Origin of the sequence: Streptomyces lienomycini (genome assembly GCF_027947595.1) — a bacterium.
Lineage (GTDB): Bacteria > Actinomycetota > Actinomycetes > Streptomycetales > Streptomycetaceae > Streptomyces > Streptomyces lienomycini.
In genome coordinates this window covers 7,041,475-7,055,801 of record NZ_CP116257.1, presented here as the reverse complement: position 1 = coordinate 7,055,801, position 14,327 = coordinate 7,041,475, and the positions used below count along the sequence as shown (strand labels likewise).

Annotated in this window: 8 protein-coding genes and 3 rRNA genes; 10 read left to right on the top strand and 1 reads right to left on the bottom strand. The window is 66.7% G+C overall.

Annotation, left to right across the window (positions count from 1 at the left end):
* Positions 1–144: 144 nt before the first annotated feature.
* The 6 genes from BJ961_RS32135 to BJ961_RS32110 all read left to right on the top strand — a co-directional run bounded on the left by BJ961_RS32135 (position 145) and on the right by BJ961_RS32110 (position 6,388).
* Complete coding sequence (locus tag BJ961_RS32135) at positions 145–315, top strand: Trm112 family protein (protein WP_003975784.1); 171 nt, start codon at positions 145–147, stop codon at positions 313–315.
* A gap of 82 nt (positions 316–397) precedes the next feature.
* Complete coding sequence (locus BJ961_RS32130) at positions 398–1,525, top strand: SIS domain-containing protein (RefSeq protein ID WP_271416273.1); 1,128 nt, start codon at positions 398–400, stop codon at positions 1,523–1,525.
* Between the two features lie 82 nt (positions 1,526–1,607).
* Complete coding sequence (gene manA, locus BJ961_RS32125) at positions 1,608–2,759, top strand: mannose-6-phosphate isomerase, class I (RefSeq protein ID WP_271416272.1); 1,152 nt, start codon at positions 1,608–1,610, stop codon at positions 2,757–2,759.
* Positions 2,760–2,893: 134 nt separating this feature from the next.
* Positions 2,894–3,874: a cation diffusion facilitator family transporter gene (locus BJ961_RS32120; RefSeq protein ID WP_271416271.1), complete on the top strand. Its 981-nt coding sequence runs from the start codon at positions 2,894–2,896 to the stop codon at positions 3,872–3,874.
* A gap of 336 nt (positions 3,875–4,210) precedes the next feature.
* Positions 4,211–5,668, top strand: a complete 1,458-nt coding sequence (gene ahcY, locus BJ961_RS32115) for an adenosylhomocysteinase (protein WP_271416270.1) — start codon at positions 4,211–4,213, stop codon at positions 5,666–5,668.
* A 105-nt stretch (positions 5,669–5,773) separates the two neighbouring features.
* Positions 5,774–6,388, top strand: a complete 615-nt coding sequence (locus tag BJ961_RS32110; RefSeq protein ID WP_271416269.1) for a hypothetical protein — start codon at positions 5,774–5,776, stop codon at positions 6,386–6,388.
* 65 nt (positions 6,389–6,453) lie between these two features.
* Here BJ961_RS32110 and BJ961_RS32105 read toward each other — a convergent pair whose 3' ends face one another.
* Positions 6,454–7,440, bottom strand: a complete 987-nt coding sequence (locus tag BJ961_RS32105) for an RDD family protein (RefSeq protein ID WP_271416268.1) — start codon at positions 7,438–7,440, stop codon at positions 6,454–6,456.
* A gap of 126 nt (positions 7,441–7,566) precedes the next feature.
* Between BJ961_RS32105 and BJ961_RS32100 the strand changes: the two genes are divergently transcribed.
* From BJ961_RS32100 to rrf, 4 genes are all read left to right on the top strand, one after another.
* Positions 7,567–8,574: a stage II sporulation protein M gene (locus BJ961_RS32100; protein ID WP_271416267.1), complete on the top strand. Its 1,008-nt coding sequence runs from the start codon at positions 7,567–7,569 to the stop codon at positions 8,572–8,574.
* 557 nt (positions 8,575–9,131) lie between these two features.
* Positions 9,132–10,658, top strand: a 16S ribosomal RNA gene (locus BJ961_RS32095).
* A gap of 304 nt (positions 10,659–10,962) precedes the next feature.
* Positions 10,963–14,083 (top strand): 23S ribosomal RNA (locus BJ961_RS32090).
* A gap of 84 nt (positions 14,084–14,167) precedes the next feature.
* A 5S ribosomal RNA gene (rrf, locus tag BJ961_RS32085) occupies positions 14,168–14,284 on the top strand.
* Together the 16S, 23S and 5S rRNA genes form the textbook arrangement of a ribosomal RNA operon.
* Positions 14,285–14,327: the final 43 nt, after the last annotated feature.

Below are 14,327 nucleotides of genomic sequence, written 5' to 3'. Positions count from 1 at the left end.
CGGCACACCCGCAAGCGCCGGGCCGCGCGACCGCTCCCCAGCACCAACACCGGGTTCAAGGTGGGCCACCCGCACCGGCCCCGCCCCGGCGGTACCCTGACCAGCACATCCACACACGCCCCACCGCCCCCGAAGGGAACCCCCATGCCGCTCGAAGCCGGCCTCCTGGAGATCCTGGCCTGCCCCGCCTGCCACGCCCCCCTCGAGGAGCGGGACGCGGAACTGATCTGCACCGGCCAGGACTGCGGCCTGGCGTACCCGGTGCGCGACGGCATCCCCGTCCTCCTCGTCGACGAGGCCCGCCGCCCCGAGTAACCGACGGCCGGGCGCCCGGCACCCCGGCCCCGCCGACCCCGCGCAATCGAACGAACGCCCCGGCGATCGGAGACCTGCCGCCATGCTCGACGAATCGCTCCTCGACGACCCGGAGCGCCTCACCGAGGCCGACCGCCGCGGCCTGCTCCGCGGCGCCGCCGAGGCCGGCGCCCGCGTCCGCACCGCAGCCCGGCACGCCGCCGAGGCCGGCGTCGGCAACCTCAAGCCGGACGGCCGCCCCCGCGCCGTCCTGATCGCGGGCCCGGGCGCCGCCGCCACCCACGCCGCCGACCTCCTCGGCACCCTCGCCGGCGCCGGCAGCCCCGTCACCCGCCTCGCCCCCACCGGCGTCGCCCCCGCCGCGGGCGCCCTGCGCTGGGAACTGCCCGGCTGGGCCGGGTCCGTGGACCTCCTGCTCATCGCCACCCCCGACGGCGCCGAGCCCGGACTGTCCCTCCTCGCCGAACAGGCCTACCGCCGGGGCTGCTCGGTCGTCGCCGTCGCCCCCGCCCACTCCCCGCTCAGCGAGTCGGTGAGCGGCTCCCACGGTCTGTTCATCCCCATGGCGACCGCTCCCTACGACCACGACGAGCCCCTCGCCGGTGCCGCCCCCGGCGTCCTGTGGGCACTGCTCACCCCGCTCCTCGCGCTGCTGGACCGCACCGCACTGCTCGACGCGCCGCCCGAGACCATCGAGAAGGTCGCCGACCGCCTCGACACCGTCGCCGAACGCTGCGGGCCCGCCATCGTGACCTACAGCAACCCCGCCAAGACCCTGGCGTCCGAACTGGCCGAGTCCCTCCCCGTCGTCTGGACCGAGGGCACCTCCGCCGGACCCGCCGGCCGCCGCTTCGCCGCCGCGCTCGCCGAACTGTCCGGCACCCCCGCCGTCGTCGCCGACCTCCCCGAGGCGCTCGCCGCGCACAACGCCCTGCTCGCGAGCCGACTCGCCGCGGGCGCCGACCCCGACGACTTCTTCCGTGACCGCGTCGACGAGCCGGCCGCCCTGCACGCGCGCGTGGTGCTCCTGCGCGACCGCCCCAGCGGCGGCCTCACCGCCGCCCCCAGCGCCCGTGACCTGGCCCTCGGCCACGACACGCCGATCAGCGAGCTGGAGCCGGAAGAGGGCGGCGAGCTGGAGACCCTCGCCGAACTGATCGCCATCACGGATTTCGCCGCCGTCTACCTGGCGCTCGCCTCGGGAGCCTGACCCCGCACGCACCATCTCCCACGGACGACCTCCCACGTCCCCCCGCCACGTATCACCTCGTACGCACCGGCAGAGAGAGCCCATGGACCGCCTCGACAACACCGTCCGCCCCTACGCCTGGGGTTCCACCACCGCGATCCCGACCCTGCTCGGGACCGAGCCGACCGGCGAACCGCAGGCGGAGATGTGGATGGGAGCCCACCCGGGCGCCCCCTCCCGCACCGGCCGGGGCACCCTCGCCGACATCGTCGACGCCAACCCCGAGAAGGAACTGGGCGCCGCCTCCGTGGCCCGGTTCGGCCCCCGGCTGCCCTTCCTGCTCAAGCTCCTCGCCGCCGGCGCCCCCCTCTCCCTCCAGGTGCACCCCGACCTCGCCCAGGCCAGGGCCGGTTACGAGGACGAGGAGCGCCGCGGCGTCCCCGCCGACGCCCCGCACCGCAACTACAAGGACGCCAACCACAAGCCCGAACTGGTCTGCGCCCTCACCGAGTTCGACGGCCTGTGCGGCTTCCGCGCCCCGGCAGAGACCGCCGACCTGCTCGACGGACTCGGCGTCGCCTCGCTCAAGCCGTACGTCGACCTGCTGCGCGCCCACCCCGAGGACGCCGCGCTGCGCGAGGTCCTCACCGCGATCCTCACGGCCGACCCCGAGGAGATGTCCCGGACGGTCACCGAGACCGCGGCCGCCTGCGACCGGCTCGGGGGCGCCTACCGGCCGTACGCCGGCATCGCCCACCACTACCCGGGCGACCCCGGCGTCCTCGCCGCGATGCTCCTCAACCACGTCCGGCTGCAGCCCGGCGAGGCCCTGTACCTCGGCGCCGGCATCCCGCACGCCTACCTCGACGGCCTCGGCGTCGAGATCATGGCCAACTCCGACAACGTCCTGCGCTGCGGCCTCACCCCCAAGCACGTCGACGTCCCCGAACTCCTGCGCATCGTCCGCTTCGAAGCGGGAGACCCCGGCGTCCTGCGCCCGGAGGCGTCCCCCGACGGCGAAGAGGTCTACGACACCCCGACCGACGAGTTCCGCCTCTCCCGCTACGTCCTGCCCGAGGGAACCGGCACCCACGACCTCACCCTGCCCACCCCGCAGATCCTGCTCTGCACGGCGGGCACCGTACGGACGGGCGAACACGAACTGGCCCCCGGCCGCTCCGTCTTCGTCCCGGCGCACGAAACGGCCGAAGTATCCGGAACCGGCACACTCTTCCGGGCCACCGTGCGCGTCTGACACCGCCTGCCCGGGTCTGACGGGCCCACGACGGGGCATCCGGCACGTCGGGGCCCGCCCGGGCTGCAACAATGGCGCACCGCAAAGGCGGGGCAAAGCCGGCCACAGTTGAAGGCGAAGGGACAACGCGACACATGAGCGCGTCAGGCGGTACCAAGGCGATCGTGGCGGCACTGCTCGCCAACCTCTCGATCGCGGTGGCGAAATTCGTGGCGTTCCTCTTCAGCGGATCGTCCTCGATGCTCGCCGAGTCCGTGCACTCCGTCGCCGACTCGGGCAACCAGGGCCTGCTGCTCCTGGGCGGCAAGCGGGCCCAGCGCGAGGCCACCCCCCAACACCCCTTCGGCTTCGGCCGCGAACGCTACGTCTACGCCTTCCTCGTCTCCATCGTGCTCTTCTCGGTCGGCGGCATGTTCGCCCTCTACGAGGGCTACGAGAAGATCAAGCACCCGCACGAACTGGAGCACTGGTACTGGCCGGTGGGCGTCCTCGTCTTCGCGATCATCGCCGAGGGCTTCTCCTTCCGGACCGCCATCAAGGAGTCCAATCCGCAGCGCGGACAGAAGTCCTGGAAGGAGTTCATCCGCCACGCCAAGGCCCCGGAGCTGCCCGTCGTCCTCCTGGAGGACTTCGGTGCCCTCGTCGGCCTGGTCCTCGCCCTCGGCGGCGTCGGCCTCGCCCTGCTCACCGGTGACGGCGTCTGGGACGGCGTCGGCACCCTGTGCATCGGCATCCTGCTCATCCTGATCGCGCTGGTCCTCGCCGTCGAGACCAAGTCCCTGCTGCTCGGCGAGGCCGCGGGCGCCGAGGTGGTCCGGCAGATCGAGGCCGCGGCCGTCGCCGGGGACACCGTCACCGGCATCATCCACATGCGCACCCTCCACCTGGGCCCCGAGGAACTGCTCGTCGCCGCCAAGATCGCCGTCCGCCACGACGGCACCGCCACGGAGATCGCCTCCGCGATCGACGCCGCGGAGTCCCGTATCCGCGACGCGGTCCCGATCGCCCGTGTCATCTACCTGGAGCCGGACATCTACAGCGAGTCCGAGGCCGCCAAGGGTCCGGACCCCGAGGCGACCCCCGGCGGACCGGCCACCCCGCCCGACGCCCACTGACGGTCCGCACCTCCACGCCCCCGGGGCCCGCCGACCCGCTCGGCGGGCCCCGTCGGCTTCCGCCCCGCACACCCCCGTCACGCTTCGTGAACGGCCGGAAGTGTGCGGAGGCGGACTGGGGACGGCGGGGCCGGCGGTGTAGCTTGGGACGGAGCCAGACGTCGCTGCTGATGGCGGTCGGGCGGTCCAGGACGGACCGGCCGAGGGAGAGAGGGCCTCCGACGGACTGCGCTGCGTGTACGCGGGCATGCCTGTGTCCTCTTCGGGGCACCCCTGTGTCCGCCGCCGCGCAGGTCAGCCGTACCCACCTCGACCCAACCCGAGGAGCAGCCCGTAATGACGACTGTCGACAACCGACAGGACTTCAAGGTCGCCGACCTCTCCCTGGCCGCGTTCGGCCGCAAGGAGATCACCCTCGCCGAGCACGAGATGCCGGGCCTGATGGCGATCCGCAGGGAGTACGCCGACGCCCAGCCCCTCGCAGGCGCCCGCGTGACCGGCTCCCTGCACATGACCGTGCAGACCGCCGTACTCATCGAGACCCTGGTCGCCCTCGGCGCCGAGGTCCGCTGGGCCTCCTGCAACATCTTCTCCACCCAGGACCACGCGGCCGCCGCCATCGCCGTCGGCCCGAACGGCACGCCGGACAACCCCCAGGGCGTCCCGGTCTTCGCCTGGAAGGGCGAGAGCCTGGAGGAGTACTGGTGGTGCACGGAGCAGGCACTGACCTGGCCGAACACCCCCACCGGCGGCCCGAACATGATCCTGGACGACGGCGGTGACGCCACCCTCCTCGTCCACAAGGGCGTCGAGTACGAGAAGGACGGCAAGGTCCCCTCGGTCGACACCGCCGAGTCCGACGAGCACCGCGTCATCCTCGAACTCCTCACCCGCACGGTCGGCGAGAGCCCGCAGAAGTGGACCCAGCTGGCGTCCGAGATCCGCGGCGTGACCGAGGAGACCACGACCGGTGTCCACCGCCTGTACGAGATGCACCGCGACGGCACCCTCCTGTTCCCGGCGATCAACGTCAACGACGCGGTCACCAAGTCGAAGTTCGACAACAAGTACGGTTGCCGCCACTCCCTGATCGACGGCATCAACCGCGCCACCGACGTCCTGATCGGCGGCAAGACCGCCGTCGTCTGCGGCTACGGCGACGTGGGCAAGGGCTGCGCGGAGTCCCTGCGCGGCCAGGGCGCCCGCGTGATCATCACCGAGATCGACCCGATCTGCGCCCTGCAGGCGGCGATGGACGGCTTCCAGGTCACGACGCTGGACGAGGTCGTCGACAAGGCCGACATCTTCGTCACCACGACCGGCAACAAGGACATCATCATGGCCTCGGACATGGCCAAGATGAAGCACCAGGCCATCGTCGGCAACATCGGCCACTTCGACAACGAGATCGACATGGCCGGCCTCGCCCAGACCCCCGGCATCGTCAAGGACGAGGTCAAGCCCCAGGTCCACACCTGGACCTACCCCGACGGCAAGGTGCTCATCGTCCTCTCCGAGGGCCGCCTGCTGAACCTGGGCAACGCCACCGGCCACCCGTCGTTCGTGATGTCCAACTCCTTCGCGGACCAGACCCTGGCCCAGATCGAGCTGTTCACCAAGCCCGACGAGTACCCGACCGACGTCTACGTGCTGCCCAAGCACCTGGACGAGAAGGTCGCCCGGCTCCACCTCGACTCCCTCGGCGTCAAGCTGACCACGCTCCGCCAGGAGCAGGCCGACTACATCGGCGTCAAGGTCGAGGGCCCGTACAAGGCGGACCACTACCGCTACTGAGCCCACCGGCACCTCGGAGACAGGCCCCCGCACCCCCGTGTCGGGGGCCTGTCCCGTCGGCGCCCCGGCGGCCGGACCAGCAGCCCGTCACGACCCAGGACCCCCATGCCCCGCGGCCGCTATTCGCTCCACGATCCGCACGACCACACCCCCCTCGCAGAAGAACACTTCCAGTGCGCCCCCGGCCCCTCCGGCTGGCGCTACGTCTCCCGGCTCACCACGCCCACCGGAGACCACCACGGCGCCGTCGACCTCGCCCTCGACGAACTGGGCCGCCCCATCCGCCTCGAAGCCCACGCCGCCGACTGGCAGGTACGCGGCGCCGCCATCGACGGCGTCACCTGGGTCCGAACCGACCCCACCGGAGCCCACGCCACCGAAGGCAACGCGCGCGCCCACGCCTTCACCGGAACGTCCCCGGCCTTCCTCGTCGCCGTCACCCGTCTCCTGCGCCTCACTCCCTCCGCACCAGCCACCCGTGTACGCCTCGTCGCCCTGACGGACCCGGTCCTCGCCCCCCGCACCGTGGACCAGTCCTGGGCCTTGCTGAACAGAGAAGCACACGCCACTGACAACGGCCCCCTCACCGTGGACGAATACCAGGTCACAGCCCTGGACACGGGGGAGCAGCACTCCGTGCACATCGCCGGCGACGTCATCCTCGCGGCTCCCGGCATCGAGCTGGAGGACCTGGAGACACCACCGTCCGTGTTCCCGTGAGGGGCAAGGAGTGCCGACACCGCGGAACCGCCCCGACGGCGGGCGGCCCTGCAGGCGGGCGGTTGCTACGCCGGCGGCACGAATCCGGTTCCGGGGCGGCCCTCCGACGGCGCGTCCCGCGGCGCCTCGGGGCGGGCGCCGGGTGACGGTGCGGCAGGCGGCAGCACGGGATGGGCGGGCGGTTCGACCGGCGGACGGGCCGAGGGTGCCGCCGGGGCAGTCGGCGCAGTAGCGGGCGCGGACGGCGGGACCGTCTCCGCGGGGGGCACCGGAGCCGACGCCGTAGTCCCCTCGCCGGTCGGGGCGCCGCCGAACGCCCGCCGCGCCTCACGGGCCTGCCGTTCCTGCAGTACCGCCGCCAGATAGGCGGGCGGTGGAACGTCCCGCGGCACCGGGCCACCCGTGCGGGCCGCCACCTCGGTGGCGAGCCGCTCGGCCATGGCCCAGCCGACGCGCGGATCCAGCTGCCCCATCCGCGTCAGGTACTGACGGACGGCAAGCCACAGGTCGTCGGGCACCGCGGACAGGTCGAGTCCCGAGAACCGCCCCGCCAGCCAGGGCGGAGGCGGCGGCATGAAGCCCGGCGCCGAGACCGGCACCCTTTCCCGCACCACCAGCGTGCCCGCGAACACGTCACCGAGCCGACGCCCTCGCGCCGAGACCAGCGAGGCGATACAGGCGATCACCCCGAACGTCATGAGGATCTCGATCACCCCGATCAAGCCACGCACCAGCGAGTGCCGGAAGCGGATCGGCCCGCCGTCGTCCCGCACCACCCGCAGCCCGCACGCCATCTTGCCGAGTGAACGCCCATGACTGAGCGTCTCCACGGCGATGGGCCCGCCCACGAGTACGAGGACGAAGGTCCCGATCGACAGCGCGGTCTGCGCCGCCGGGTCCAGGGACGCGGTGGACATCACCAGCGCGACGGTCACCGCCACATAGACGGCCACGGCCACCGCCAGATCGAGCAGGACGGCCAGCGCCCTGCTGGGCAGCCTCGCGGGGCGCAGCTCCAGTGCCACCGCCTCGCCCGTCACCAGCTCACTCACGCCCGCCGCCCTTCCCCTGACTGCCCCCGTCCCCGCCAGTCTGCCAAGCTGAGGACGCACCGCGCCGCAGTACGACAAGCTGATCCACGACGAGCCGCTGACGATAGCCGAGGAGCAGGCACACCGATGGACCTCGACGTCTTCGTCTCCGCCCACCGCGCGGAGTGGGACCGCCTCGACGCACTGCTCCGGCGCCGCCGCCGGCTGACCGGCGCCGAAACCGACGAACTCGTCGCCCTCTACCAGCGCACGGCGACGCACCTCTCCCTGATCCAGTCCAGTGCCCCCGATCCCCAGCTGACCGGACGGCTCAGCCAACTGGTCGCCCGCGCGCGCAGTGCCGTGACCGGCACCCGACGCGCCTCGTGGCGCGACGTCAGCGGATTCCTGACCCGGCAGTTCCCGGCGGCCGTCTACCGGGCCCGCCACTGGTGGGTCCCGACCGCCCTCCTGTCGACGGCCGTCGCGGCCCTCCTGGGCTGGTGGATCGGCACCCACCCCGAGGTGCAGTCCACCATCGCGGCACCGAGCGAACTCCGCGAGCTCACCCGCCCCGGCGGCCAGTACGAGACGTACTACTCGAGCAATCCCGCGGCGTCCTTCGCCGCGCAGGTGTGGACGAACAACGCCTGGGCCGCCGCGCTCTGCCTCATCCTGGGCGTCTTCCTCGGGCTGCCCGTCATCTGGATCCTCTTCCAGAACATGCTCAACCTCGGTGTCGGCTTCGGCCTCATGTCGTCGGCCGGCCGCCTCGACACCTTCCTCGGCCTGGTCCTGCCCCACGGCCTGCTCGAACTGACCGCCGTGTTCGTCGCCGCGGGCACCGGTCTGCGCCTGGGCTGGACCCTCGTCGACCCCGGCCCCCGTACCCGGCGCATCGCCCTGGCCGAAGAGGGCCGGGCTGCCATCGGCATGGCGGTCGGCCTGGCCCTGGTCCTCTTCGTCTCCGGCGCCATCGAAGGCTTCGTCACCCCCTCCGGCCTGCCCACCTGGGCCCGCATCACCATCGGAATCGTCGCCGAGCTGGCCTTCCTCGCGTACGTCTACGTCCTGGGCGGCCGTGCCGTGCGGGCCGGCGACACGGGCGACGTGGAGGCGGCCGAACGCAGCGCCACCGTGCCAACGGCCGCCTGATGTGCATCCGCACCTGGTGAGCTGCTAGTGTCCTCTTCGTTCCCGCAAGAGCCGTTGACTCGGATCGAGCGGGGAGGTAGATTCGAACAGTTGCCTGCAGACGGGTTCACCCCCGAGGGTAACGGTGAACATCTACCAGCTTCTCCGAATCTCTGAAATTCGACGAAGCACTCTCCCGATGAATCGGAAAAGAACGGCCGGTCAGACCGGCTCGAAACTTCTGATAAAGTCGGAACCGTCGGAAAGGGAAACGCGAAAGCGGGAACCTGGAAAGCACCGAGGAAATCGGATCGGAAAGATCTGATAGAGTCGGAAACGCAAGACCGAAGGGAAGCGCCCGGAGGAAAGCCCGAGAGGGTGAGTACAAAGGAAGCGTCCGTTCCTTGAGAACTCAACAGCGTGCCAAAAGTCAACGCCAGATATGTTGATACCCCGTCTCCGGCCATTCGGCTGGGACGAGGTTCCTTTGAAGTAACACACAGCGAGGACGCTGTGAACGGTCGGATTATTCCTCCGACTGTTCCGCTCTCGTGGTGTCACCCGATCACGGGTAAACATTCACGGAGAGTTTGATCCTGGCTCAGGACGAACGCTGGCGGCGTGCTTAACACATGCAAGTCGAACGATGAACCACTTCGGTGGGGATTAGTGGCGAACGGGTGAGTAACACGTGGGCAATCTGCCCTGCACTCTGGGACAAGCCCTGGAAACGGGGTCTAATACCGGATACTGATCCTCGCGGGCATCTGCGAGGTTCGAAAGCTCCGGCGGTGCAGGATGAGCCCGCGGCCTATCAGCTTGTTGGTGAGGTAATGGCTCACCAAGGCGACGACGGGTAGCCGGCCTGAGAGGGCGACCGGCCACACTGGGACTGAGACACGGCCCAGACTCCTACGGGAGGCAGCAGTGGGGAATATTGCACAATGGGCGAAAGCCTGATGCAGCGACGCCGCGTGAGGGATGACGGCCTTCGGGTTGTAAACCTCTTTCAGCAGGGAAGAAGCGAAAGTGACGGTACCTGCAGAAGAAGCGCCGGCTAACTACGTGCCAGCAGCCGCGGTAATACGTAGGGCGCAAGCGTTGTCCGGAATTATTGGGCGTAAAGAGCTCGTAGGCGGCTTGTCACGTCGGTTGTGAAAGCCCGGGGCTTAACCCCGGGTCTGCAGTCGATACGGGCAGGCTAGAGTTCGGTAGGGGAGATCGGAATTCCTGGTGTAGCGGTGAAATGCGCAGATATCAGGAGGAACACCGGTGGCGAAGGCGGATCTCTGGGCCGATACTGACGCTGAGGAGCGAAAGCGTGGGGAGCGAACAGGATTAGATACCCTGGTAGTCCACGCCGTAAACGGTGGGCACTAGGTGTGGGCAACATTCCACGTTGTCCGTGCCGCAGCTAACGCATTAAGTGCCCCGCCTGGGGAGTACGGCCGCAAGGCTAAAACTCAAAGGAATTGACGGGGGCCCGCACAAGCGGCGGAGCATGTGGCTTAATTCGACGCAACGCGAAGAACCTTACCAAGGCTTGACATACACCGGAAAGCATCAGAGATGGTGCCCCCCTTGTGGTCGGTGTACAGGTGGTGCATGGCTGTCGTCAGCTCGTGTCGTGAGATGTTGGGTTAAGTCCCGCAACGAGCGCAACCCTTGTCCCGTGTTGCCAGCAAGCCCTTCGGGGTGTTGGGGACTCACGGGAGACCGCCGGGGTCAACTCGGAGGAAGGTGGGGACGACGTCAAGTCATCATGCCCCTTATGTCTTGGGCTGCACACGTGCTACAATGGCCGGTACAATGAGCTGCGATACCGCAAGGTGGAGCGAATCTCAAAAAGCCGGTCTCAGTTCGGATTGGGGTCTGCAACTCGACCCCATGAAGTCGGAGTCGCTAGTAATCGCAGATCAGCATTGCTGCGGTGAATACGTTCCCGGGCCTTGTACACACCGCCCGTCACGTCACGAAAGTCGGTAACACCCGAAGCCGGTGGCCCAACCCCTTGTGGGAGGGAGCTGTCGAAGGTGGGACTGGCGATTGGGACGAAGTCGTAACAAGGTAGCCGTACCGGAAGGTGCGGCTGGATCACCTCCTTTCTAAGGAGCACTTCTTACCAGTCTTCGGGCTGGTCAGAGGCCAGCATGCGGGCGAATGTCTCGCACTGGTTGCTCATGGGTGGAACGTTGACTACTCGGTCCAGACTCGGGCCGGTGGCTGCCAGTACTGCTCTTCGGAGCGTGGAACGCACGATCACCGGACGGGGCTTGGCCGGGCACGCTGTTGGGTGTCTGAGGGAATGATCTTCCTTCAGTTGCCGGCCCCGGTAAAAATCTGCGGAAGCGGGTTGTGACGGGTGGTTGGTCGTTGTTTGAGAACTGCACAGTGGACGCGAGCATCTGTGGCCAAGTTTTTAAGGGCGCACGGTGGATGCCTTGGCACCAGGAACCGATGAAGGACGTGGGAGGCCACGATAGGCCCCGGGGAGTCGTCAACCAGGCTTTGATCCGGGGGTGTCCGAATGGGGAAACCCGGCAGTCGTCATGGGCTGTCACCCTTGCCTGAACACATAGGGCAAGTGGAGGGAACGCGGGGAAGTGAAACATCTCAGTACCCGCAGGAAGAGAAAACAACCGTGATTCCGGGAGTAGTGGCGAGCGAAACCGGATGAGGCCAAACCGTATACGTGTGAGACCCGGCAGGGGTTGCGTGTGCGGGGTTGTGGGATCTCTCTTCTGTTGTCTGCCGGCAACAGGACGAGTCAGAAACCGTTGATGTAGGCGAAGGACATGCGAAAGGTCCGGCGTAGAGGGTAAGACCCCCGTAGTCGAAACATCAGCGGCTCGTTTGAGAGACACCCAAGTAGCACGGGGCCCGAGAAATCCCGTGTGAATCTGGCGGGACCACCCGCTAAGCCTAAATATTCCCTGGTGACCGATAGCGGATAGTACCGTGAGGGAATGGTGAAAAGTACCGCGGGAGCGGAGTGAAATAGTACCTGAAACCGTGTGCCTACAAGCCGTGGGAGCGTCGCGCAAGGACTTGTCCTTGCGTCGTGACTGCGTGCCTTTTGAAGAATGAGCCTGCGAGTTTGCGGTGTGTTGCGAGGTTAACCCGGGTGGGGAAGCCGTAGCGAAAGCGAGTCCGAACAGGGCGTTTCAGTAGCACGCTCAAGACCCGAAGCGGAGTGATCTAGCCATGGGCAGGTTGAAGCGGCTGTAAGAGGTCGTGGAGGACCGAACCCACCAGGGTTGAAAACCTGGGGGATGACCTGTGGTTAGGGGTGAAAGGCCAATCAAACTCCGTGATAGCTGGTTCTCCCCGAAATGCATTTAGGTGCAGCGTCGTGTGTTTCTTGCCGGAGGTAGAGCACTGGATAGGCGATGGGCCCTACCGGGTTACTGACCTTAGCCAAACTCCGAATGCCGGTAAGTGAGAGCGCGGCAGTGAGACTGTGGGGGATAAGCTCCATGGTCGAGAGGGAAACAGCCCAGAGCATCGACTAAGGCCCCTAAGCGTACGCTAAGTGGGAAAGGATGTGGAGTCGCACAGACAACCAGGAGGTTGGCTTAGAAGCAGCCACCCTTGAAAGAGTGCGTAATAGCTCACTGGTCTAGTGATTCCGCGCCGACAATGTAGCGGGGCTCAAGCGTACCGCCGAAGTCGTGTCATTGCAGCAATACGGCCAACGCCGGCTGTGATGGGTAGGGGAGCGTCGTGTGCCGGGTGAAGCAGCCGCGGAAGCGAGTTGTGGACGGTTCACGAGTGAGAATGCAGGCATGAGTAGCGATACAAACGTGAGAAACGTTTGCGCCGATTGACTAAGGGTTCCTGGGTCAAGCTGATCTGCCCAGGGTAAGTCGGGACCTAAGGCGAGGCCGACAGGCGTAGTCGATGGATAACCGGTTGATATTCCGGTACCCGCTGTGAAGCGTCAAACATCGAGCATCGTGATGCTAAGGCCGTGAAGCCGCCCTGATCTCTTCGGAGTTGAGGGGAGTGGTGGAGCCGCCGAACCAAGCGGTTAGTAGGTGAGTGATGGGGTGACGCAGGAAGGTAGTCCATCCCGGGCGGTGGTTGTCCCGGGGTAAGGGTGTAGGCCGTGCGATAGGTAAATCCGTCGTACATGTGGCTGAGACCTGATGCCGAGCCGATTGTGGTGAAGTGGATGATCCTATGCTGTCGAGAAAAGCCTCTAGCGAGTTTCATGGCGGCCCGTACCCTAAACCGACTCAGGTGGTCAGGTAGAGAATACCGAGGCGTTCGGGTGAACTATGGTTAAGGAACTCGGCAAAATGCCCCCGTAACTTCGGGAGAAGGGGGGCCACACCTGGTGACGAGTTTTACACTCTGAGCTGGGGGTGGCCGCAGAGACCAGCGAGAAGCGACTGTTTACTAAAAACACAGGTCCGTGCGAAGCCGTAAGGCGATGTATACGGACTGACGCCTGCCCGGTGCTGGAACGTTAAGGGGACCGGTTAGTCACATTTCGGTGTGGCGAAGCTGAGAACTTAAGCGCCAGTAAACGGCGGTGGTAACTATAACCATCCTAAGGTAGCGAAATTCCTTGTCGGGTAAGTTCCGACCTGCACGAATGGCGTAACGACTTCTCGACTGTCTCAACCATAGGCCCGGTGAAATTGCACTACGAGTAAAGATGCTCGTTTCGCGCAGCAGGACGGAAAGACCCCGGGACCTTTACTACAGTTTGATATTGGTGTTCGGTTCGGCTTGTGTAGGATAGCTGGGAGACTTTGAAGCTCGCACGCCAGTGTGGGTGGAGTCGTCGTTGAAATACCAGTCTGGTCGTGCTGGATGTCTAACCTGGGTCCGTGATCCGGATCAGGGACAGTGTCTGATGGGTAGTTTAACTGGGGCGGTTGCCTCCTAAAGAGTAACGGAGGCGCCCAAAGGTTCCCTCAGCCTGGTTGGCAATCAGGTGTTGAGTGTAAGTGCACAAGGGAGCTTGACTGTGAGACCGACGGGTCGAGCAGGGACGAAAGTCGGGACTAGTGATCCGGCGGTGGCTTGTGGAAGCGCCGTCGCTCAACGGATAAAAGGTACCCCGGGGATAACAGGCTGATCTTCCCCAAGAGTCCATATCGACGGGATGGTTTGGCACCTCGATGTCGGCTCGTCGCATCCTGGGGCTGGAGTCGGTCCCAAGGGTTGGGCTGTTCGCCCATTAAAGCGGTACGCGAGCTGGGTTTAGAACGTCGTGAGACAGTTCGGTCCCTATCCGCTGTGCGCGTAGGAGTCTTGAGAAGGGCTGTCCCTAGTACGAGAGGACCGGGACGGACGAACCTCTGGTGTGCCAGTTGTCCTGCCAAGGGCATGGCTGGTTGGCTACGTTCGGGAGGGATAACCGCTGAAAGCATCTAAGCGGGAAGCCTGCTTCGAGATGAGGACTCCCACCCCCTTGAGGGGTTAAGGCTCCCAGTAGACGACTGGGTTGATAGGCCGGATCTGGAAGCACCGTGAGGTGTGGAGGTGACCGGTACTAATAGGCCGAGGGCTTGTCCTCAGTTGCTCGCGTCCACTGTGTTGGTTCTGAAACCACGAACAACCCCACGTCCACAGCGTGGTGCGGTTGTATGTTTCATAGTGTTTCGGTGGTCATAGCGTAGGGGAAACGCCCGGTTACATTTCGAACCCGGAAGCTAAGCCTTACAGCGCCGATGGTACTGCAGGGGGGACCCTGTGGGAGAGTAGGACGCCGCCGAACAATCATTGCGAGAAGACCCCGCACCGGGAACGGTGCGGGGTCT